The organism is Nocardiopsis halophila DSM 44494 (assembly GCF_000341245.1).
Lineage (GTDB): Bacteria > Actinomycetota > Actinomycetes > Streptosporangiales > Streptosporangiaceae > Nocardiopsis_A > Nocardiopsis_A halophila.
Map to the genome: position 1 here is coordinate 1 of NZ_ANAD01000182.1, position 21,947 is coordinate 21,947.

Sequence of the window (21,947 nt, forward strand, 5' to 3'; positions counted from 1 at the left end):
GGATCCGCCGGGCCGACGCCCTCCACGGGCCCCTCCTACGACGCCGGGCCGCCCGCGCGCCCCGCGCCCGGCTCGCCCTACGACACCGGGGCCTACAGCCGCGCCGCGGCCCCCGGCGGCGGGTACGACTCCCCGTCGTCGCCCTACGACACCGGCAGCCACTCCCGCCCCGCCGCCTACGGCGACCCGCTCGCCGACCAGGGTCCCGGCCGCCGGGGCCTGGCGGCCGAGCCCGCCGCGCCGCTGTGGTCGGGCATGGACGCCGGAGCGCCGCAGCGCCCCGAGGCTCCGGCGTCCCCGCAGTCCGGCTACGGCACCGACTTCGGCTCCGGCTACGGTCCGGGCGCACCCGCGGCGCCCGCCCCGCCCGCGCAACCCGCCCCGCCCGCGCCGATGGGCGGCGCCGACGGCGCCGGATACGGCGCACCGGCCCCGCGCCAGGCCTACGGAGCCCCGCCCGAGCAGGCCACCGGCGGCCAGCCGTCGATGGCTCCGCAGACCGGCTTCGAGCCGGGCTACACGGGCCCCTCCTACGGGCAGGCGGCCTCCTACGGCACAGGCGGCTACGACGCCTCGTCGTTCGGCTCCCCCTACGGCGCCGCGGGCCAAGGCGGCGCCACCGGCGGCACCGGCGGCCCTGCGCCCTACGGCGGACCGGGCGCCCCCGCGGCACCGACCGGCGGGCAGGCCCCCTACGGCGGGGCCGCGGGCTACGGCGACGCACTGGGCGACTACGGGTACCCGGCCGAGGCCACGGGCGGCTACCCGGCCTACGGCGGCCCCTACCCGGGCCAGGGCGAGGCTCCCGACCCCGAGGGGCGCCAGTGGCGGCCGGGCGACTACGGCGGCTACGGCGACGCGCTCCGCTGACAGCCCACTGACACATCGACAGGGCGGGTGCCCCCACAGGGGCGCCCGCCCTCTGCCATCGGAGGGGTTCCACCGGGGGGCGCCTGCCGACCGCCCGGTGGCCCCCTCGCGGCGCAGAACCGCAGCGGTCCCGGGACCGCCCGCGAGCGCGTAGAATTCGGTCACGGGAGAGTCGGCCAGACGGTCGCGGCGCCCATTGCCGGCGTCGAGGAAAGTCCGGACTCCACAGGGCAGGGTGGTCGGTAACACCGACCCGGGGCGACCCGCGGGACAGTGCCACAGAGAACAGACCGCCACCGCTCGCGGTGGTAAGGGTGAAACGGTGGTGTAAGAGACCACCAGCGGCCGGAGTGATCCGGTCGGCTAGGTAAACCCCACCCGGAGCAAGGTCGAGAAGGGGGCGCAGGCCCCCGCGCGGACGTTCGAGGGCTGCCCGCCCGAGGTCCGCGGGTAGACCGCACCGAGGCCGTCGGCAACGGCGGCCCCAGATGGATGGCCGTCCGCCCCCGGGCGACCGGGGGCCGACAGAATCCGGCTTATCGGCCGACTCTCCCCTCCTCCGCCCCCTTGGCCGACAGAGGTCAGGCCACGCCCTCATGCAGGCGTCCTCTGCTAGGAAACGCCCATGCGCAAGGTGATCAGGCGGCCGCGTTTCGACTGGACCCGAGACTCGCCACGTCCGCTGCTGCGCCCATGGCTCGTGTTAGCAGCCGCCATCGCGTCTGTGCTCGCCATCCTGTGGGGAGTTCTCTTCCCGATCACCGAGTGGGCGGCCGACGACAGCCTCACCGGGCTGTCCGGCAAGGACCGTGCCGACGTCATCGATGCCACCCGCCGCACCCTGCTCCAGGCGGCAGGCGGTGCGGCGGCCCTGACAGCGCTGGTGTTCACCGCCCGGTCATACCTCCTGAACCGAAGGGGGCAGCAGACCCAGCGGTTCAAGGACGCGGTCGAACAGCTCGGCTCCGAGCAGATCGCAGTGCGCATCGGTGGTATCTACTCTCTTGAGCATGTCATGCGCGAATCCTCAGAGGACCACCGAACCGTGGTGGAGGTGCTGTCGGCCTTCGTCCGGGAATCGAGCGTCTCGGACCCGCCGATGAAGGAGACAGCGCCGGTACGACCCGCGACCGACGTACAAGCAGCGTTGACGGTCCTGGCGAGACGCCCGAAAAGGGAAGAGACGGCCCCGCTCGACCTTCACGCCACGGATCTGCGTGGGGCGGAGCTGACGAGCGCCGACTTTCGTCATGCGAACCTGAAATCCGTTCTCCTCGACGGGGCGAATCTGTCGGGCGCCCGCCTCCAAGCCGCGAGACTGCGGAAGGCTTCTCTGGAAGCCGCACGACTGCGGCATGCCCGACTCGAAGGTGCTGATCTGGCGAACGCCCAGATGAAGGGCGCAGACCTGCTCAACGCCCGTTTGACGTACGCCAGGCTGTGGGACGCCTGCCTCAAGGATGCAGACCTGGGCAGCGCCCATCTCGAGGGGGCGTATTTGAAGAACGCCTGCCTCGAAGGCGCGAACCTGTACGCCGCGAATCTGAGACTCGCGACCCTGACGGGCGCCGGACTCGAACTCGCCGATCTGAGGCGGGCCGACCTGGAAGCGGTCGAAGGCCTCACTGAGGAACAGGTGGCCCCAACGGTCACGGATGATTGAACGGCAAGTCGTGACCTGCCCGCCCGTCCCGGCCGCACGGGTCAGGGGGCTTCGCCCTCGACGATCTCCTGGATCTCGTCGGTGAAGCCGACATGGTCGGGGCCCGTGTAGACCTCGCTGATGTCGTCGATCGGCGAGTTGCCCATGATGGCGAACGGGCACTTTTCCAGCCCCGCCGCGATGTCGCCCGAGGCGGCCTCCTCGCCGCTGTGCAGCGAGTAGACCGTGTACTCGTAGGTCTGCTCGTACAGCGGATAATCGCTGATCTCCCCTCCGCCCTCGAACTCGCAGTCGTCGAGCTTCTCCTCCCCCTGAGAGGCCGGACGCAGGCACACCACGAGCTCCACCTCCTCAGGGGTGGAAGGCAGCCAGAAGTCGAAGCTCGGCCCCTCCTTGAGCCGGTACTTCGAACGTTCGGCGTTGTTCGTGGGGACGTCGGTGAACACGGCGGCGTGGTGGAGCCCTTCCCCCTCGTACTCGGGGGCCGCCGGGTACCCGGCGACGGCTTGGCCCTCGTCGGTGACGGCGAAGCCGTTATCGGAGGGGTCGGCCCTGCAGTAGATGTCCAGGTCCTCCATCTCCTCCGCGTTCGGCGTGAGGGGCGGAGGGGACGACGGGGACGGGGACGGCGCGGCGGCCTGCCCGGCCTGACCGGCGGCCGAGCAGCCGCCCAGGGCAACGGCGGCGATCAGTGCGGCGGGGACGGCGGTCCGCGCCGTTCGGGGGTGCCGCGGCTGGGGGATGGGCACGGGACGCTCCTCTCCTGAGAGATCGGGGCCACTCTGGCACACCCGCTCCGGGCACCCCCCGCAGGGGCTCTCCGGCCCGTCCGGGCCTCACTTCAGCGCCACATCCGTGATCGCGACGGGCTGGGAGGGCCGTGTCCCGTTAGATTGGTGCGGTGGGCCGTTCGGCGTCGGCGGACCGGCCCCGCCGAATCGTGACCTCTCCGGGAGATCGGGTACAGCGCACATGGACATGACCGTGGTCTGGGTGGTGCTCTTCGGACTGCCCGTTCTGGCGATCATCGTGATCGTCGGGTTCGCCCGCTATCAGGCCTCCGAAGTGCAGGAGGACGGCCGGGACGACCGGCCCGAGGCCGAGGCGGAATAGGGCGGGGAACGCGAAGGCCGCCCGGCCCGACGGCGCCCGCGCCCGTCGGTGGGCGGCCGCGGGCGGCGCCGGAGCCGAGGGCGGGGCAGGGCCACGGCGCCGGCCCCTTAGGGAACGCGAGGGGCAGCGGCCCCTGTCCCGTCCCCGAAGGCACCCGGCTGCTCCCGTCGTCCGCCCTCACCCGTCAAGCGCCCGCGCCCGGCGGCGCGTCGAGCACCGTGGGCACGTATTCGAGCAGCTGGAGCCGACCGTCGAACGTGCGGCTCTCCACCAGCTCGAGGGTGATGTCGGGGTAGGAGTCGAAGATGCGGTCCCTACCGGTGGCGCCGGTGATGACCGGGAAGACGACCACGCGGAAGCGGTCCACCACGCCGGCGCGCAGGAGCGAGCGGCACAGGCTGACACTGCCGATGGTGCGCAGCGGCCGCGGGTCGCTCCGCTTCATCTCCTTCACCGCCTCGACCGCGTCGCCGGAGACCAGCTCGGAGTTGTTCCACGACAGCGGTGCCTCAAGGGTCGAGGAGAACACGACCTTGGGCAGCGCGGTCAACGGGGCGAGGCCGGGGTCGTCCGGCATCTCGGCGGCGAACCCGGACATCAGCCGGTAGGTCGTCGCCCCCATGAGGGCGACGTGCTCGTGCTCGGATTCCTTCCCGATCTGGGCGAGGTACTCCGGCCCCTCCATGCCCCAGAAACCGGGCCAGCCCTCCGCGGCGCCGTAGCCGTCGAGGGAGATGATGAAGTCCACCATCAGGGTCGCCATGGGATTCTTCCTTCCGTCGGGCCGGAGGAGCGTTCCAACGCCCCTTTAAGGCCGCATCGGTCGATGGTCTCGACACTCAGACCGGCCGGAGTAGAAAAACTCATCGCCGTGTCCCTGAGCGGCTGTTCGACCGCCGCCGACGCGACGCCGGGCGGGACGCGGGCCGCCGTCCGGAGGAATCAGGGGGCGATCGAGAGTAGTGATTCCACCACTCTCGATTCACGGAGGGACGTCGGGCGCCTCGAGAGTGGAGCGTCCTTCACGGGCCCGACCGCCCTGGACCTCACGACGGGTGCGCCCCAGACACCCGCTCGCGGTGAGCGGCGGGCCCGGGACACGGCACGAGGGCCTCCCGGTGACCGGTACCGGACTCGTGGTCCGCACCGGGACCGGAAAGCCCTCGTGTTCATGCGGCCCCTGTTTCAGGCCCGCCTGGTCTCCGGCGTTTCAGTTCCATCGGCCGCCACCGACACGCTGGGCCGCCGGGGCGCCGCCCCTAAGCGTGCTCCCGCTCCGGGTGCGGCTCCTGTGGCTCCTCCGGCCCCTGCCCTGCGGAAGGGCCTCGGCCTCCGGTCGGGTCATCAGGTCCGCCCACCGTGCCGATGGGTCCGCGCGGGCCGGGGATCCTTCCCCCGGTCCCGTCCGCGACCGGGACGAACTCGCCCTGGGCCGGATCCAGCACCCGCACCTCGGCGGCGTCCAGATCGTAGAAGAGCCCGGTCAGCTCCAGCAGCCCCTGCTCGTGCCGCCGCCGCACCGCGGGGTAGGTGAGCAGGTTCTCCAGCTGCTGCTCCACGTTGGCCTGGGCCAGGGCCCGCAGCGCCTCCGCCCCGGGGGCCGACTCCAGCGCCTGCGGGGGCGTGCGCTCCAGCGCTGCACGCCCGTTGCCCAGCCACTGCCGCAGCCGCTCGGTGCGCACCGCCGCCGGGGCGGTGTGCACGCCGTCCATCAGCGCCTTCATCGCCCCGCAGTGCGAATGCCCGCACACCACGACCGAGGGGACCTCCAGCACCTCCACGGCGTACTCCACGGCCGCCCCCACCGAGGCGTCGCCCCGCTGGTCGTGCGCGGGCACCAGGTTGCCCAGGTTGCGCACGGTGAACAGGTCGCCCGGCCCGCTGGCGGTGATCAGGTTGGGCACCACCCGGGAGTCGGCGCAGGTGATGAAGAGCGCCGTGGGGTGCTGGCGGTGCGCCAGGCGGCCCATCATCGCGCGCATCCGCCCGGCGGTGCTGGAGTGGTACTCCTGGGCGCCGGCCACCAGCAGCCCGGTGGCCGGGGCCGAGCTGTCGTAGCCGCCGCGCATCCGCCACGGCGCCCACCAGCGGGCCAGCCCGCCCGGGGCGGTCTTGCCGACCGGCGGGGCGTGCCTGGTGCTGCGCTCGTACCAGTTCTCGTGCACCTCGTCGATGTCGACGCTGCCGCCGGTGCGCTCGTGGTCCACCCGCCAGGCGTGGATGGACTCGAAGGCGGCGTGGTCCATGAAGTCCACGTGCAGGTCCAGGTCGACGTGGCAGCCGGTGGGCAGGGTGCGCAGCATCCGGGCCACCCGAGGCACGCCCAGGAAGGTCAGCGACCCCTGCACCACCACGTGCCAGCGGCCGTCGCGCTCCTCGGTGAGCACGGTCAGCCGGGTCAGCCGGCGCAGCGAGACCGCCAGCGCCAGGGCGAAGCCGATGATCACCCCTTCCAGCAGCCCCAGCAGCACCACCGCGGCCAGGGTGACCAGGTAGACGCTGGCCTCGTGGTGGCGGCGCAGGTCCGACAGGTGCCGGGGGTCGACCATCTGCGCCCCGATCATCACCAGCAGGCCGGCCAGGGCCGCCATCGGGATGAGCTCCACCAGCGGGGCGAACAGCAGCACGAAGACGACCACCCAGACCCCGTGCAGGGCGGCGGCCGCCGGGGTGCGGGCGCCGGCGCGCGCGTTGGCGGTGCTGCGCACGATCGCCCCGGAGACCGGGAGCCCGCCCAGGGCCCCGCTGGCCGCGTTCGCGGCGCCCTGGCCCACCAGCTCGCGGTCGAGCCGGATGCGGGGGCCGTCGTGCAGCCGGTCGGTGGCCAGCCCGGACAGCAGCGACTCCACGCTGGCCACCAGGCACACGGTGACCACCCCGATGGCGACCCCGTGCACGTCGGGGCGGTCGGGCAGGACCGGGCCGGTCCACCCGCCGCCCATGGACGCCAGCAGCGAGACCCGTTCGACGTCGAGCCCGGCCGCGACCGCCGCCGCGGTGGCGGCGGTGACCGCCACCAGCGCGGCGGGGACGGCGCGCAGCCGGCGCAGTCCCGGCAGCCGCGGCCAGAGCAGGAGCAGGGCGATGGTGAGGACGCCCACGGCCACCGCCGGCGGGTGCGCGTCGGCCAGGCGGCCGGGCAGTTCCCGGATGGCGTCCACCGCGGAGCTGGGCGGGTCCCCGCCGAGGACGACGTGCACCTGGGCCAGGGCGATGGTGACGCCCACCCCGGCCAGCATGCCGTGGATGACGGCGGGCGAGACGGCCAGGGCGGCGCGCGCGATGCGCACGGCGCCCAGCAGGGCCTGCAGCACCCCGGCCAGCAGGGTGATCAGGCACATCACCTCCCAGCCGTAGCGCATCACCAGGTCGGCGATGATCACGGTCTGGGCGGCCGAGGGGCCGGTGACCTGGATCCGGGAGCCGCCGAGGAGGCCGGCGACGATGCCCCCGACGGCGGCGGCGATGATCCCGGCCATCAGCGGCGCGCCGGAGGCGGCGGCGATGCCCAGGGAGAGCGGGACGGCGACGAGGAAGACCACCAGCGAGGCGCTGACGTCGCCGACGGGGTTGGAGAGTAAGGGAAGCGAGCGGAGGCGGGCGGCGAGGCCCTGGTGTCCTGGATGGCCGGCGTGTGCTCCCGGGGCGTCGTGACGCATGTGTCCCCCGATCGGGTGTGACGAAATGGCGCTCTGGGGACAGCGGCCCACCGGTGGACGAGGACGCGGGGTGCACGGCGCGCGTGCGGGCACGGCACGCCGGGCGGCCACTCACCGGACGCTGTCAATCACTAAATGTAATCAAGCAGCGGTGGGAAAGTGCGGTCGCCAGCGTGATCTTGATAACCATTTTTCACGCCCAGGGGACATCAGGCGGATGATTCGTCCGGAATCATCCGCCCTTGCCACCGTTTCGTCGGGCCGGGGGGTGCCCCCGTCCGACCGCCGGGACAGGCATCGCTTATGGAACCGGGCCGCCCCGCCCGCGTCCTGCCCCGTCGGCGGGGAGGCGGGCGGGCGCCGCGGTCAGCCCCCGGCCCGGGCGGTGCGCGAACGCGCGGTCAGGAACGCCAGGGTGCCCATGACCAGCAGCACGGGAACCGTCAGCGCCGTCACCGGCAGCCGGTCGTACCAGGCCAGCCCGACGGCGCCGATGACGAGGAGCACGGCGGCGGCGACCAGCCGGGACCGGGCGACCCTGCTGAAGCGCGACCGCAGGAACATCAGGTTGCCCGCCAGGTAGACCAGTGGGCCTCCGACCGCCACCAGCACGATCGCCGGACTCAGCTCGTGGTGGGTGATCCGCAGCTCGATGGAGACGGCGACGAGGATCGCCCCGAAGACCATCAGCGCGTGCGCGTAGGCGAAGGCGAAGCGCAGCGCCCCCGTACCGCCCTGGCCGCCGGTGACGTCGTGCCCGGCCAGGGCGAAGTAGTTCCACCACAGCACCGTCAGCCCGATGAACCCCAGCACCAGGCTGAACAGGACGCTCGCGCCGGCGACCCCCTCGTCGGACAGGGCGCCGCCCATCAGCAGGATCGACTCGCCCAGGGCGATGATGAACACCAGCCGGTTGCGCTCGGCGAGGTGCTCGGGGTCGGTCTGCCAGCGCTCCATGGGGGCGCTCACCAGGCCGGGGATCGTGAAGTTCACCAGCGGCGCCGCGTAGTCGATGGCCACCGCCAGCAGCCACACCCACAGCCGCTCCTCGGGAGGCAGCAGCGCGCCCACGATCCACACGACCCCGGCCAGCGCGGACCAGGTCACCAGGGCCCGGTAGTTCGCGGCCAGCTGTTCGCCCTTGAACCCGAAGATCATGAAGAGCGGGCGCACGATCCCCATGAACACGAAGCAGCCGGCGAACAGCAGGCCCGAGTCGGAGAAGGCGTAGGGGATGGCCACGGCCATCCCCAGGGAGGCGAGCATGAGCACGGCGTTGAGCAGCTGGACCCGGGTGTTGTTGGGGTTCAGCCAGTTCATCGCCCAGGCGGTGTAGTTCCACCCCCACCAGATGGCGGCGAAGACGATGGCGGTCTCGGCGAAGCCCCTCCAGGTGAGGTGCTCGATGAGCAGGTGCGAGATCTGGATGATGGCGAAGACGTAGACCAGGTCGAAGTAGAGCTCGACGGGTCCGACCTCGGAACGGCGGTCCGCGCGGCGCCCGATGCCGCGCCACGGCGGCGGGGTGGTGTCAGTGGCCATGGACTCATGGTGGAACGCGTGGGAAGAGAAAGCACTGTCCAGGAGGCGTGTCGAGCGACCTCGGGCGGGACCGGGCCCCGGCGCGCGTCCTAACGGCCGCGCCTGCCGCGCAGGTCCTCGACGAGGCGGAAGCGCTGGGCGACCACGAGCGTTCCGTCGTCCACGGTGAACCCGGGCTTCCCGATCGCCTCCCGGTATTCCGCTCCGTGCCAGAACTCCTCGTGCCCCCGGCGCCACCCCTCGGCGTCCTCGTACCCTTCGCCCTCGTCCAGCGCGTGCTGCCGATCCACCCCGGCGAGCGGCAGCACCCGGACCCCGGTCGTCTCGACCACCGCGACGGGCCGGCCGTCGGAGTCGACCACCACCTCCCGGTCGCCGGCCTCCGGCGGCTCCTCCCCGGCCTGCTCGAACTCGACGTACAGGCAGCTCGTCGTGGTCTTGTGCCCGGCCAGCACCGCCGCGACCAGCCGGTCCCTCAGCTCACCGGGGAACGCGAACTCGGCGATGGGCAGTGCGGCATATTCGTCGGGCGCTTCATACCGGTCAGGATCGTCCGTCACGCCGACACCGTATCGGCCCCGCCCCGACAGGAACCGGGAGCGGGGACCCGGAGTGGTGGAACCGCCGCTCCCCACGAACACCGGGGAGCCGACCTCCGTGCGGGGCATCCCTTCACTCCCCCAGGGCTCTCACTGGTCCTTTCGGAAGTCGCGCGGGGGACGATCGCGCGGCCGTGGGCTCGCCGGCACGCATCGATAGTGGTGGAATCACCACTATCGGCGGCCTGGAGTGGTGATTCCACCACTATCGATCCCCGCAGGACGGCCCTCGCGGTTTCCGAAAACCTCGCTGAATGGCGCCTCAACGGGGGTGGGCAGTGCCGTGTCCAGGGGCCAGAAGAGAACATCTCTACTCGACCGGGTACCGGAGAATGCGATGCCGACCGCGCCTGACGCGCGGTCGGCAGGAATGCAGTCGCCCTCTACACCGTCTCCGCCAGATGGTGGGTGTCGTTGAACGACCGCAGCAGCATCGGGCCGTCGCTGAAGACGTCCACGTCCGTCAGGCTCGACACGTCCAAGTGCATCCGGTACAGCGCCTCCACCGGCGCCCCCAGGGCCTGGGCCACCAGCGCCTTGATCGGGGTCACGTGCGTGACCACCAGGACCGTCCGCCCCCGGTGGCGCGCCACCACCTTGTCCCGGGCCTCCCCCGCGCGGCGGACCGCCGCGGCCAGGCTCTCCCCGCCCGGCGGCGCCTGCTCGGGGTCGGCCAGCCAGCGGTCGAGCTCCTCCGGGCGCCGCTCGCGCACCTCGGCGAAGGTCAGGCCCTCCCACGCACCGAAGTCGGTCTCGCGCAGGCCCTCCTCGGTCTCGGGCTCCAGGCCCAGCTCCCGGGCGACGATGCGCGCGGTGTCCACGGTGCGCCGCAGCGGGGAGGACACCACCGCCTCGATGCCGGCCCCGGCCAGGCGCCGGGCGGCCAGGCGCGCCTGCTCCCGGCCGGCCCCGGTCAGTTCGATGTCGCTCGTCCCGGCGAAGCGCCGCTCCACCGACATCGGGGTCTCGCCGTGCCGCAGCAGCACCAGCCGCGTCGGCGCGGTGTCCGGCGCCGCCGACCAGCCGGCCGAGGACGCCGCCGACGGAGCGGCCCCGGCGGCCGCCCGNTCCCGCCCGGCGGGCTCGGCCGGCGGCTCCGGGGAGGGCTCCGCGTCCGCCCCCTCGCCCAGGTCCACCGCACGGCCCTCGGCCGCCGCGTCCATCGCCTCGTTGGCCAGGGCGTCCGCGTCGGCGTTCTCCGCGCGCGGCACCCACTCGTAGACCACCGAGCCCAGCTCCGCGGCCGCCTGGCGCGCCTGCTCGGCCAGCGGGCGCATCGCCGGGTGCTTGACCTTCCAGCGCCCCGACATCTGCTCCACCACGAGCTTGGAGTCCATCCGCGCCACCACCGACGCACCCGCGTCGATCCGCGCCGCCTCCTCCAGGCCCGCGATCAGCCCCCGGTACTCGGCCACGTTGTTGGTGGCCGTGCCCAGCGCCTGTGCCGCCCGGGCCAGGACCCGTCCCGACGCGGCGTCGCGCACCAGCGCCCCGTACCCGGCCGGGCCCGGGTTGCCGCGCGACCCGCCGTCGGCCTCGACGATGAGCGCGCGGCCCATCACAGCCCCGACTCGGTGGTGCGCACCAGGATCCGCCGGCACTCATCGCACCGCAGCACCTCATCGGCCGGGGCCTGGCGCAGCCGGCCCAGCTCGGCCGTGCTCAGCGCCAGCTTGCAGCCCTCGCACCGGCCGTAGCGCAGCGCCGCCGCCCCCACCCCGTACTGGTCGCGGAGCTTGGTGTAGAGCCCCAGCAGGTCCTCGGGCACCTCCGCGGCCACCCGCGCGCGCCGGTCGCCCTGGGAGGCCTTCTCGCCCTCGATGTCGATCATCGCCGCCGCCCGGCGGTCCTCGGCGGCCTCGCGCTCGCCCCGCGCGTCCTCCAGGTCCTTGCGCAGGCGCGACAGCTCGGCCTCGGCCGCCTCGCGGCGCTCCATCACGCCCAGCACGATCTCCTCCAGCTCCCCCTGGCGGCGCTGCAGCGAGGCGATCTCCGACTGCAGCGACTCCAGCTCCTTGGGGGAGGAGACCTGCCCGGCGTCCAGGCGCTTCTGGTCGCGCTCGCCGCGCGTGCGCACCTGGTCCACGTCCGACTCGGCCTTGCGCTGCTCCCGGTCCAGGTCCGACAGCGCCGTCTCGGCTGCCAGCACCCGGTCCCCGAGCTCGGCGATGCGCCCGTCGAGCGCCTTCACCTCCTCGGTCTCGGGCAGGGTGCGGGCCCGGTGCGCCAGCTGCGCCAGCGCGCTGTCGATCTCCTGCAGGTCCAGCAGGCGCATCTGGTGTTCGGGTTCGGCTTTCACGTGTGCTCAGGACTCCTCAGTACGCCTGCGACCAGGCGTCGGTGACGGTGGCGGATACGCGGGTCTCCACGGTAGCCCCCCGGGCGCCCAGTACGCCCCGCAAGCGCTCGGCGCCGTCGGCCAGCCAGGGCCACTCCCCGGCCCAGTGCGCGACGTCGACCAGGGCCGGGCCTTCGTGCTGGGCGAACTCCGAGGCCGGGTGGTGGCGCAGGTCCGAGGTGAGGTAGGCGTCCACCCCGGCGGCGCGGGCCGCGTCCAGCAGCGAGTCGCCCGACCCGCCGGAGACGGCGACCTCGTGCACGGTCCGGTCCGGGTCGCCGGCCACCCGCACCCCGCCCGCGGTGCGCGGCAGCCGCGCGGCCGCCCGCTCGGCGAACGCGCGCAGCGACACGGGCGCCTCCAGGCGGCCGATCCGGCCGATGCCGCGCCGCCCCTCCGGGTCCGTGGGGTCGGGGTCCAGCGGGCGCAGCTCCCCGGTCAGCCCGACCGCGGCCGCCAGCGCGTCCGAGACCCCCGGCCGCGCCGTGTCGGCGTTGGTGTGCGCGGTGAACAGCCCGATCCCCGACTCGATCAGCCGGTGCACCAGCCGCCCCTTGGGGGTGGTCGCGGCCACGCTCGTCACCCCGCGCAGCATCAGCGGGTGGTGGGTGACCACCAGCTGCGCGCCCCACGCGACCGCCTCGTCCACGACCTCGGCCACCGGGTCCACCGCGAACAGCACCCGCTCCACCGGCCGCGCCGGGTCGCCGGCCACCAGGCCCACCGCGTCCCAGGAGGCGGCCCACGAGGGCGGGTACAGCCCGTCCAGGGCACAGGTCACATCGTGCAGCGTCACAGGGGTGCTCGGAGTACTCACGGACCGCACATTAGCGCCTCCGCGCACCGGTCGGGCGGCGCCGGATCGGCGCACGGCCGGTGACCGGGAGCCCTCTCCCCCTGCGAGGGGCTCAGTAGGCTCAGGGCATGAAATTCCTCGTCCGCGAACGCATCTTCGACATCGGCGACGACTTCTGGGTGACCGACGAGAACGGCGAACGCGCCTTCTGGGTCGACGGCAAGGCGCTGCGCCTGCGCACCACCTTCGAGCTCAAGGACCCCGAGGGCGGGCTCCTGCTGACCATCCGGGAGAAGAAGCTCGCCATCCGCGACACCATGCGGATCGAACGCGACGGCGAGACCATCGCCACCGTCCGCAGCCACCTGTTCACCCCCTTCCGGGACCGGCTGACCGTCGAGTTCGAGAACGGCGCCGAGTGGGAGGTGAGGGGCGACCTCCTGGACAAGGAGTACACCATCGGCGACGACAACGGTCCGGTGGCCGCCATCTCCCGCAAGTGGTTCTCGCTGCGCGATACCTACGCCGTGGACGTCGACACCTACCGCATCGACGCCGGAGGCGACCCGGCGCTGGTGATCGCCGTCGCCGTGGCCGTCGACGCCATCGGCGAGGACCGGGAGGGGAAAGAGGAGGAGGACTGAGGCCCCCACCCGCCCGCACCGCCGCCGGCGCCCCGGTCCGGTCCGCGGCCCGCGGGGCAGGCCGCGCGGCCTCCCGCGGCGCCGCATGGCTGGTGCGCTTCGGCCTGGTGCAGGCCTCCTCCTGCGCCTTCGCCGGACTGCTGCTGACCGGGCTCGCCCTGTCCACGCTGCTGCCCGAGGCCGTTCCCCGCTACGACGCCCTGCTCGTCTACGGCATCGCCCTGACCGCCGCCTTCTGGGCGCTGCGGCTGGAGACCGGCCGCGAGGTCCTGGCCATCCTCGGCTTCCACGTCGTCGGCCTGGTCTTCGAGCTGTTCAAGGTGCGCATGGGCTCCTGGTCCTACCCCGAGCCCGCCCTGACCAAGATCGGCGGGGTCCCGCTGTACAGCGGGTTCATGTACGCCGCCGTGGGCAGCTACGTCGTGCGCGCCTGGCGGCTGTTCGACCTGCGCCTGACCGGCTACCGCCCGCTCGCCACCTCCGCGGTCGCCGCCCTGGTCTACGTCAACTTCCTCACCCACCACTGGCTGCCCGACGTCCGCCTGCCCCTGGCCGCCGCCATGATCGCCGCCACCTGGGGCGTATGGGTGCACTACACCGTCGGCGCCACCCGCCACCGCATGCCCCTGGCCCTGTCCTTCGTGCTCATCGGGTTCTTCCTGTGGGTCGCCGAGAACGCCTCCACCCTCATGGGCGCCTGGCAGTACCCCCACCAGGCCGACGCCTGGGCCATGGTGCACCCCGCCAAGTTCGGCGCCTGGGCGCTGCTGGTGACCGTCGCCTTCGCCCTGGTCGCCGCGTGGAAGGTCCGTTCGCCGCCCGCCCCCGGCACACCGTAGGCTGGTGACCAGCCATGACGAACACAAAGCACTCGCCCATCGGGGCGCACGTACCCGTGTCCGGAGGCCTGGCCACCAAGGGGCTGGCCTACGCGGCCCAGATCGAGGCCGAGACCGTGCAGGTCTTCGTCGGCAACCCCCGGGGCTGGGCGGTCACCGACGGCGACCCCGCCGAGGACGCCGCGCTGCGCGAACGCACGGACCTGCCGAACTTCATCCACGCGCCCTACCTGATCAACCTGGGCACGCCCGACGACGCCGTCGGCGACAAGTCGCTGTCGGCCCTGGAGCACGCCCTGCGGCGCGGCGCCGAGATCGGCGCCGGCGGCGTGGTCGTGCACACCGGCTCGGCCGTGCGCGGCGGACGCGACGAGGGCCTGGCCCGCGTGCGCGCACGGCTGCTGCCGCTGCTGGAGCGCCTCGGCGAGAGCGTGCCCCCGGTCCTGCTGGAGCCCATGGCCGGACAGGGGCAGGTGCTCTGCGCCACCGTCGACGACCTGGTCGACTACCTCAAGGCGCTGGACGACCACCCGCGCGCGCAGGTGTGCCTGGACACCGCGCACGCCTTCGCCGCCGGGCACGACATCTCCACGCGCGCGGGCATGCGCGCGATGCTCGACCGGTTCGGCGAGGTGGTCGGCGCCGAGCGGCTGCGCCTGATCCATGCCAACGACTCCAAGGCCGCGTGCGGCAGCAACAAGGACCGCCACGAGAACATTGGCGCGGGCCGGATCGGGGCCGAGGCGTTCGCCGAGCTTTTCGTCCACCCGGTCAGCGCGGGGGTTCCGCTCACCCTGGAGACCCCGGGCCCGGCCGAACCGCACGCCAAGGACGTCCAGACCCTCAAGCGGCTCCGCGCCGAGGTGACGGAGGGGTAGCCGCTCAGGCCACGGACACTCCCGGCCCGGTCGCGCCTTCGACGAACGCGACGAACCCGTCGAAGGCGCGGCCGGGCCGGACCCTTTCAACGCGCCCGCCACGGACCGCCGACCGGAACACCCGCAGGCCCAAAGCGGCGCACACTCTCCTCGATCGCCTCGTGCCGGAAGGGGGAGTCCTTCGTCCGGACCACCAGGAGCGACGCCGGGTCAACGACGCCCATCGCGCGGGCGAACAGGCGGCGCAACGGTGACAGGGCGGGCATCCGGAGGGACGGCGCCGTGCGCACCACCAGGAAGGCCGTCGGTCGCAGCCCCAGGAGATCAACCGCCGCGATCCGCGACCAGCCGGGGGAACGGGCCGAACAGAAACCGTGAACCGAGATGCCCTTGCAGGCCACGATGCTCCGCGGCCTCAGGAATTCACGTCCCCGTCCCTCGGAGTCGCGCATCCCGGAACGCTAACGCCCCGCCGGAGGCCTCCCCAGGTTCGCGAGCGACCAGAAGTGGCCGTATACCGACAAGCCGTTCCGGTGGGACCGTTCGGGACGCAAAAGCGCCGCCCCGGCCCCGAATCCCCGGTCGGAAACGGGGCCGGGGCGACGCGCTCTCCCCGGCGTGCCCGGTGGGCGGGCCGCCTACGCTCACGCGTGGCCCAGGGCCGCCTCCTCAGACTCCGAGGTGTCGGCGTCGTCACGCGGCTCGCCCACCCGCGCCTCGGCAGAGCCGCCCCGGCGCACCGTGACCGCCAGACCCGTGTCCCCGGCGTCCACCACCACCGTGTCGCCCTCGGCGGCCTCGCCGTCCAGCAGCATCCGCGACAGGCGGTTTCCCAGCTCGCGCTGGACCGTACGGCGCAGCGGGCGGGCACCGAACTCGGGCTTGTAGCCCATCTCCCCCAGCCGGTCCTTGGCCGCGTCGCTCACCTCCAGGGCGATGCCCTGCCCGCGCAGCCGCTCCCGCGTCTTCTCCAAAAGCAGGTCTACGATGCTGCGCAGCTGCTCCCGCGCCAGCCGGTGGAAGACGATCGTCTCATCGATCCGGTTCACCAGCTCCGGGCGCATCGACTGCAGGAGCAGGTCCATGACCTTGTCCCGAAGCTCCTCCTCGTCGCCCGACCAGTCCAGGATCATCTCCGCGCCCACGTTGCTGGTCATGATGACCACCGTGTTGCCGAAGTCGACCGTGTGCCCCTGCCCGTCGGTCAGCCGCCCGTCGTCCAACAGCTGCAGCAGGATGTTGACGACGTCCGAATGCGCCTTCTCCACCTCGTCCAAGAGCACCACCGAATGCGGGCGTCGGCGCACCGGCTCGGTCAGCTGCCCCGCCTCCTCATAGCCCACATAGCCGGGAGGGGCCCCGATCAGACGGCTGACCGTGTGCTTCTCGCCGTACTCGCTCATGTCGATGCGGACCATGTGGTCCTCACCGCCGAACAGCACCTCCGCCAGCGCGCGCGCCAACTCGGTCTTGCCCACGCCCGTAGGGCCCAGGAACAGGAAGCTGCCCTCGGGCCGGTCCGGGTCGGACAGCCCGGCCCGCGCGCGCCGTACCGCCTCCGCCACCGCCGAGACGGCCTCGTCCTGGCCGACCACCCGCTCGTGCATGTGCTCTTCCAGCCGCACCAGCCGGTGGCGCTCCTCCTCGGTCAGCTGCGCGACCGGGATCCCGGTCCGGCGCGAGACCACTTCGGCCACGTCGGTCGCCGTCACCAGCGGGACATCGTCCCGGTTCTGGCGCGCCGCCTCCAGCTCCGGGCGCAGCCGCTCGATCTCCTCGCGCAGCTCCTTGGCGCGGTCGAAGTCCTCGGCCGCCACCGCCTGGTCCTTGTCGCGGTGCAGCGCCTCCAGGCGCTCCTCCATCTCCTTGGTGTCCTCGGCCGGGGTCAGCGACCGCAGCCGCACCCGGGCCGCCGCCTGGTCCATCGCATCGATCGCCTTGTCCGGGAGGAACCGGTCGGAGATGTAGCGGTCCGACAGCCGCGCCGCCGCGTCCAAGGCGTCGTCGCCCAGGCGCACCTGGTGGTGGGCCTCGTAGGTGTCCCGCAGGCCCGACAGGATCGACACGGTGTCGTCCACGCTCGGCTCGGCCACGAACACCGGCTGGAAGCGCCGCTCCAGGGCGGCGTCCTTCTCGATGTTCTTGCGGTACTCATCGATGGTCGTCGCCGAGACCACATGCAGCTCGCCGCGGGCCAGCGCCGGCTTCAGGATGTTCGCCGCGTCCATTCCGCCCTCGGAGGACCCGGCGCCGATGAGGGTGTGCACCTCGTCGATGAAGACGATGATCTCCTCAGAGTGCGCACGGATCTCGTCGATGACCTTCTTGATGCGCTCCTCGAACTCGCCCCGGTACTTGGAGCCGGCGACCATGCCCGTCAGGTCCAGGGCCACCACCCGGCGGCCCTTGAGGGTCTCGGGGACGCTTCCGTTGACGATCCGCTGGGCGATTCCCTCCACGATCGCGGTCTTACCGACGCCCGGCTCACCGATCAGGCACGGGTTGTTCTTGGTCCTCCGCGACAGGACCTCGATCGCCTGCTCGATCTCCTCCTCACGGCCGACCACCGGGTCCAGGGAGCCTTCGGAGGCCTCGTCGGTCAGGTCGCGGCCGTACTCGTCGAGCGTGGGCGTCGAAGAGGACCCCCGTGCCTGCCCGCCGCCGCCCGATCCCGAGCCCGAACCCGCGCGCCCCGTGCGCGCGCCGGTCATCGCGTCCTGGAGCGCGCTCTGCAGGACGTTGGCGTCCACGCCCTGTTCCTGGAGGAGCCGGGCGGCCGACGACTGCGGGTTGGCGGCCAGAGCCAGCAGCAGGTGCTCGACGCCGATGTAGCTGGACTCCAGCGCGCGCGAGATGCGCAGCGCGTCCTGGAGTGTGCGCTTGGCGGCCGGCGACAGCGTCTCGGGGGTCTCCCCGGGCGTCCCGTCGCCCGTCAGGTCGGCGATGCGCAGCCCAAGGGCCGAGGTGTCGGCACCGGCGGCGGCCAGGATCTGCTTGGCCGGGTCGGTCTCGGCGGCGGCCNGTCGGGGGCGCCGCGGCGGCCCGCCCGCTCCAGGGCCTCGCCGACCAGCTCGCGGGCCGGCTCGCTGAGCAGCCGCCCGATGTCGACGCGCTGCACCCCGCCCGCGCGCGGCGGCCACACGTCGGACCCGGGGCCGCCCAGCATCCGCCCGCTCAGGTAGTCGAATCGGCGGAACGCGTCGTCGAACATGGAGCCGAAGGGCGATTCGCTCACGGCATTCTCCCCTGTCTGTCGGATTCACTCAGCCCGGTGACGCCTTGGACGAGGGAGGGCGGCGCCGCTGCCAACTGTTGCGAACGCCCTGGTCACGGGCAACAATCGCTGACCAAAGGTTCCCCCATCACGGGCGAAAGGGCCGCTGTGAGGAGCCGCCGAGCGGCGCGTTCGGGTCATTCCCGGTCGGCCGTGACCGGCCGCCCCCGCTCGGCGCTCCCGGCCTCCTCCGCACCGTCGGGCTGCGCCGTGTCCGCCCCGACCGGCTCCCCGTCCTCGGCAGCCTCGGACGCCACCGGCGCCTCCGCCGACTGCGTGCCGGCCCCGCCGGCCACCGGCCCGAACTGCTCGATCTGCTCGATCTCCAGCTCCATCGGCCGGTCCTGCGCCTGCTCCTGCGGCTCGGGACGCCTGCGCCACCACACCCACGCGCCCGCGGCGGCCGCGGCCGCCGCCGCACCACCGGCGATCCATCCGAGCGGTAGGGGCCGCTCGACGGGCATCGTGTGCGAGGCGCAGTCCACCAGGCCGGCGGTGGGCCGGGGGCGGATGCACGCGATGGTGGTCAGCCGCTCGAAGCCCTCCGCGGGCTCGCCGACGCGGCCGGTGACGCCGACGAAGGTCTCCTCCTCGGCGGGCAGAGGGCGCCTCCAGGACGCCTCCATGGGCCCGGCCTCCCCCTCGCTCGAGGCTTCGGGGTCCTCCAGGTCGGGCGGGAGCAGCTGGACGATGGCGGCCTCGGGGTAGTCGTGGGCCCCGGTGTTCTCCACGCGGACGGTGTACTCGATGCGGTCGCCCACGGCGGGCCCCTGCTCGACGGGGGTGATCCGGAGCTCGAAGTCGCCCGCGCCCGGCGCCTCGGCCCGGTCCTCGGCCAGAGCGGCCCGCCCCGGAAGCGGAGGGGTGTCCTCCGCCGCCCCCGGCGCCGCCGGGACCAGCGCGGCCGCCAGGACGGTGCCGACCGCCGCGATTCGCGGATGCTGCACGGGAAACGCCCCCTGCTCACTTTTCGCGTTCAAACGACTACTCACCGTTGGTGACGTTGATAACACGCGGAACCGGCGGCGGCGGTACGCCATGCCGAGAACGGGCGCCTTGACGACGTAGATCGGGAGGAAACCGACATTCCGCCTCGCTCCCCTTCCCCACGCCCCGGCGGACGACGGGCGGCCGTTTCCGGCCAGGGCCCCGGTGGCAGAACCACGGAAACCGCCTCGCTCCGCGCCACGGCACACCACGCTTGGGCGACAATGAGAGGCACGGCACGGGACGGTACGGGCCCGCCCCGCCGGGACGGAAAGGTGGTGCGCAACGTGGACCCGGTGACACTCGTGGTCGGAGCCGCGATCGGCCTCGCTGGGGTCTTCGTCGGCCGGATGCTGCCCCGCCGCGAGACCGACCGCCGACGCTCGCTCCCCGAACAGCACCCGCCCCCGCAGAGCCGGACCCCCCAGCCCGTCTGCGGCTGCGGCCACCATCTGGTCTTCCACGACCAGCAGAACAAGCTCTGCCAGGCCCAGGTCATCATCCCGGGCCGCTGGACGGGCCAGCACGCCGGCACCTACGCCCAATGCAAGTGCCAGGGCTACCGGGGGCCGGTCCCGGTCGACGAGTACTACGCCCCCGACCTCCTGGAGGGCAACGGCGGCTGAAGGCCGGTGCGCGCGGTCAGGTCCAGGCCATGCGTTGGGCGGCGGGGGCGGCGCCGTAAGGGTTCCAGTGCGCGGCCCACTGCTCCTGGATGGCGGTGTTGGGGGCGAAGACGACCGTGCGGCGCCCCAACCTGCGTACCGCCTCCAGGCCGACGAGGGTCTTGCCCGCTCCCGGCGGCAGCACGATCCAAGTCCGCCGCCGCCCTTCGGCCCACAGCTCGTCCACCTGTTTCAGCACCCCGCGCTGGTACGGTCGCAGCTCGCCGGGCCAGTGCGCCCGGCCGATCGCGGACGGGGGCGGAGGTGGAGCCATCGCCCCAGGATAGGGCGCCGGGGCCACGGCTCCCCTCCGGCGGTGCCGTCCGTTCACGGCCAGGACGCGACCGGCCCGGAGATGTACCCCGGACCGGGCCACGCGGAGAGCGGATACCGGGTGGTCAGGCGATGCGGTCCTTCACCCACGCCCCGGCCGGCTTGAGCGTGTCGCCGCCCCAGGGGCCGCCCGCGTCGCAGGTGCCCGGTTCGAACGCCGCGCCCGAGCGGTGGTCGTCGGAGAAGTTCCAGTTGGTCCAGCTGATGCCGCGCTCCTCCATCAGGTCGATGTAGCGCTGGGCGCTCGCGAAGTCGTTCGGACCGTCGCCGGTGTAGTCCTGGGTGCCGAACTCGCTGACGAAGATCGGCAGCTCCCGGGAGGCCCGGTCCAGCGCGGACAGGTACGGCTCGTGGTGCGAGCCCGCGTAGAAGTGGAAGGTGTACATGATCTGCTCGGCGTCGACGGGGTCCTGCAGGATCTCCTGCTCGTCGGAGCCCTCCGACACCCCCAGCGACGACCAGGCGCGGGTGCCGACCAGCACGACCGAGTCGGGGTCGCGCTCCCGGATCACCGGGACGACCTCCTCGGCGTAGCCCTTGATGGACGCCCAGGACACGCCGTTGGGCTCGTTGGCGATCTCGTACAGCACGTTGCCGTTCCCGCCGTGCCGGGCGGCGATCTCGGAGAAGAACTCCTTCGCGCCTTCGGTGTTGGCGTTGGGGTCGCCCGGGTTGAGGATGTGCCAGTCGACGATCGCGTACATGCCGCGGGCGGTGACCTCGTCGATGAGCGAGCTGACCTTCTCGGTGAACCCTTCGGGGTCGGTCTCGTAGCCGCCCTCCTGGACGTACATGGACAGCCGGACGACGTCGGCGCCCCAGTCCTGCGCGAGGGCGTCGAGGGAGCCGCCGGTCAGGCACTGGTCGAACCATTGCAGGCCGTGGCTGCTCATGCCTTTGAGCTGGACGGGTTCGCCGTCCTCGCCGCACAGCGTGGTGCCGCAGACGCTGAGCGCGCCGTAGTCGTCGGCCGGGCCGGCGCTCTGGACCGGGGCGGGGCCGTCACCGGCGGCCGGTGCGGTTCCGGACGCCGGGGCGCCATGGGCGGCGGGCGCGCACGCGGCGACGGCGGCGAGGGAGGCCGCTGCCGCGAGCGCGAGGACCGCGCGGGCGGTGCGGGGTCGGGGACGACGGGGAATGCGGGGATGGCAGGAGGATCTCAACGGTCGCTCCAGGGGTCGCGGGGACGGGTCTCCCGCCGGGCCTGTGGCCCCCCACCGCCCCCGAACGGTCCGGAAGGCCCCGCGGGCACGCCGGTGGCGGCGCGACACCGTCGTCGCTTCCTGCACGATGCGCCACCGGATCGCGCGTCGGAACATAACCCAATGGTCACACCATGGCAATACTCCTTTGCGCAGAGTTTCGTTAGCGCTCACATGTCCGCAGGGCACGGGCTCTTCCCGCCTCCGCTTTTACCGTCCGGACCGGCGCGCCCGTCCGCTTCACCGCCGCGCCCACTCCAGCGGGAGCAGGCCGCCGAGCACGGCCGCGATCAGGGCGAGAAGGCCGACCCGGACGGCGTCGACGGTCACCTCCACGGTCCCCGGCTCGGCACCGTGTTCCCCGTACCGGATGATCGTCTCCCGTGGGCCGGCCCCGACGATCCCGAAGTCCGTCGAGCAGGGGTAGCAGCCGCTGCTGCGCCAGTATCCGACGAGGGCGACGGCCGCGACCAGCCCGATGATGATCCCCGCCCCGACGACGGCCCCGGTGGTCGCCTGCACTGAACGTCGCATCGCTTCTCCCT

19 protein-coding genes, 1 other RNA gene and 2 pseudogenes are annotated in these 21,947 nt (G+C 73.1%); 8 read left to right on the forward strand and 14 right to left on the reverse strand.

All coding sequences use genetic code 11. The features are described 5' to 3' along the window. The 3 genes and pseudogenes from D450_RS33740 to D450_RS0120865 form a co-directional block, all read left to right on the forward strand. A pseudogene (locus tag D450_RS33740) lies at window positions 1-870 on the forward strand (hypothetical protein); the annotation flags it as partial. Between the two features lie 168 nt (window positions 871-1,038). Continuing rightward, window positions 1,039-1,425: RNase P RNA component class A (gene rnpB / locus D450_RS31925), an RNA gene on the forward strand. A gap of 70 nt (window positions 1,426-1,495) precedes the next feature. Then, window positions 1,496-2,533: a pentapeptide repeat-containing protein gene (locus D450_RS0120865; protein ID WP_017540593.1), complete on the forward strand. Its 1,038-nt coding sequence runs from the start codon at window positions 1,496-1,498 to the stop codon at window positions 2,531-2,533. A gap of 41 nt (window positions 2,534-2,574) precedes the next feature. On the opposite strand, the gene D450_RS0120870 is transcribed toward D450_RS0120865, so the two are convergent. Next, the gene (locus tag D450_RS0120870) at window positions 2,575-3,282 is read right to left on the reverse strand and encodes a hypothetical protein (protein ID WP_017540594.1); all 708 of its coding nucleotides are present in this window, start codon (window positions 3,280-3,282) and stop codon (window positions 2,575-2,577) included. A 229-nt stretch (window positions 3,283-3,511) separates the two neighbouring features. Between D450_RS0120870 and D450_RS35270 the strand changes: the two genes are divergently transcribed. Then, on the forward strand, window positions 3,512-3,646 hold the full coding sequence (locus D450_RS35270) for a hypothetical protein (RefSeq protein WP_275041907.1): 135 nt from the start codon (window positions 3,512-3,514) through the stop codon (window positions 3,644-3,646). Window positions 3,647-3,830: 184 nt separating this feature from the next. On the opposite strand, the gene D450_RS0120880 is transcribed toward D450_RS35270, so the two are convergent. The 7 genes from D450_RS0120880 to D450_RS0120910 form a co-directional block, all read right to left on the reverse strand. Further along, a complete protein-coding gene (locus D450_RS0120880; protein ID WP_017540596.1) occupies window positions 3,831-4,409 on the reverse strand; it encodes a dihydrofolate reductase family protein in 579 nt (192 codons plus the stop codon). Window positions 4,410-4,905: 496 nt separating this feature from the next. After that, window positions 4,906-7,305, reverse strand: a complete 2,400-nt coding sequence (locus tag D450_RS0120885) for a SulP family inorganic anion transporter (protein ID WP_193789685.1) — start codon at window positions 7,303-7,305, stop codon at window positions 4,906-4,908. A 366-nt stretch (window positions 7,306-7,671) separates the two neighbouring features. Beyond that, window positions 7,672-8,847 carry a low temperature requirement protein A gene (locus D450_RS0120890; protein ID WP_017540598.1) on the reverse strand — a complete coding sequence of 392 codons (1,176 nt, stop codon included), beginning with the start codon at window positions 8,845-8,847 and terminating at the stop codon, window positions 7,672-7,674. Between the two features lie 89 nt (window positions 8,848-8,936). Continuing rightward, a complete protein-coding gene (locus D450_RS0120895) occupies window positions 8,937-9,407 on the reverse strand; it encodes an ASCH domain-containing protein (RefSeq protein ID WP_239647380.1) in 471 nt (156 codons plus the stop codon). Between the two features lie 422 nt (window positions 9,408-9,829). Then, a complete protein-coding gene (locus D450_RS0120900) occupies window positions 9,830-11,005 on the reverse strand; it encodes a bifunctional RNase H/acid phosphatase (RefSeq protein WP_017540600.1) in 1,176 nt (391 codons plus the stop codon). Next, window positions 11,005-11,745, reverse strand: a complete 741-nt coding sequence (locus tag D450_RS0120905; protein ID WP_017540601.1) for a zinc ribbon domain-containing protein — start codon at window positions 11,743-11,745, stop codon at window positions 11,005-11,007. The genes D450_RS0120900 and D450_RS0120905 overlap by 1 nt, the downstream gene beginning before the upstream one ends. A gap of 16 nt (window positions 11,746-11,761) precedes the next feature. After that, window positions 11,762-12,580 carry a Nif3-like dinuclear metal center hexameric protein gene (locus D450_RS0120910; RefSeq protein ID WP_017540602.1) on the reverse strand — a complete coding sequence of 273 codons (819 nt, stop codon included), beginning with the start codon at window positions 12,578-12,580 and terminating at the stop codon, window positions 11,762-11,764. Between the two features lie 128 nt (window positions 12,581-12,708). Between D450_RS0120910 and D450_RS0120915 the strand changes: the two genes are divergently transcribed. The 3 genes from D450_RS0120915 to D450_RS0120925 all read left to right on the forward strand — a co-directional run bounded on the left by D450_RS0120915 (window position 12,709) and on the right by D450_RS0120925 (window position 14,941). Continuing rightward, window positions 12,709-13,224, forward strand: a complete 516-nt coding sequence (locus tag D450_RS0120915; protein WP_017540603.1) for an LURP-one-related/scramblase family protein — start codon at window positions 12,709-12,711, stop codon at window positions 13,222-13,224. A gap of 92 nt (window positions 13,225-13,316) precedes the next feature. Continuing rightward, entirely contained in the window at window positions 13,317-14,063 is a 747-nt protein-coding gene (locus D450_RS0120920; protein ID WP_017540604.1) for a DUF817 domain-containing protein, read from the forward strand. 14 nt (window positions 14,064-14,077) lie between these two features. Beyond that, complete coding sequence (locus D450_RS0120925) at window positions 14,078-14,941, forward strand: deoxyribonuclease IV (RefSeq protein WP_026128677.1); 864 nt, start codon at window positions 14,078-14,080, stop codon at window positions 14,939-14,941. A gap of 86 nt (window positions 14,942-15,027) precedes the next feature. On the opposite strand, the gene D450_RS0120930 is transcribed toward D450_RS0120925, so the two are convergent. From D450_RS0120930 to D450_RS0120940, 3 genes and pseudogenes are all read right to left on the reverse strand, one after another. Then, complete coding sequence (locus D450_RS0120930) at window positions 15,028-15,393, reverse strand: hypothetical protein (protein WP_017540606.1); 366 nt, start codon at window positions 15,391-15,393, stop codon at window positions 15,028-15,030. A 192-nt stretch (window positions 15,394-15,585) separates the two neighbouring features. Next, a pseudogene (locus tag D450_RS30800) lies at window positions 15,586-18,176 on the reverse strand (ATP-dependent Clp protease ATP-binding subunit). A gap of 176 nt (window positions 18,177-18,352) precedes the next feature. After that, on the reverse strand, window positions 18,353-19,162 hold the full coding sequence (locus D450_RS0120940; protein ID WP_017540609.1) for a hypothetical protein: 810 nt from the start codon (window positions 19,160-19,162) through the stop codon (window positions 18,353-18,355). A gap of 327 nt (window positions 19,163-19,489) precedes the next feature. On the opposite strand from D450_RS0120940, the gene D450_RS0120945 reads away from it, so the two are divergent. Further along, window positions 19,490-19,828: a hypothetical protein gene (locus D450_RS0120945; RefSeq protein ID WP_026124325.1), complete on the forward strand. Its 339-nt coding sequence runs from the start codon at window positions 19,490-19,492 to the stop codon at window positions 19,826-19,828. Window positions 19,829-19,844: 16 nt separating this feature from the next. Here D450_RS0120945 and D450_RS0120950 read toward each other — a convergent pair whose 3' ends face one another. The 3 genes from D450_RS0120950 to D450_RS0120960 form a co-directional block, all read right to left on the reverse strand. Continuing rightward, on the reverse strand, window positions 19,845-20,141 hold the full coding sequence (locus D450_RS0120950; protein WP_017540611.1) for a DEAD/DEAH box helicase: 297 nt from the start codon (window positions 20,139-20,141) through the stop codon (window positions 19,845-19,847). Between the two features lie 124 nt (window positions 20,142-20,265). Continuing rightward, entirely contained in the window at window positions 20,266-21,363 is a 1,098-nt protein-coding gene (locus D450_RS0120955) for a glycoside hydrolase family 5 protein (RefSeq protein ID WP_017540612.1), read from the reverse strand. A 279-nt stretch (window positions 21,364-21,642) separates the two neighbouring features. Then, window positions 21,643-21,936, reverse strand: a complete 294-nt coding sequence (locus D450_RS0120960; protein WP_241483232.1) for a hypothetical protein — start codon at window positions 21,934-21,936, stop codon at window positions 21,643-21,645. Window positions 21,937-21,947: the final 11 nt, after the last annotated feature.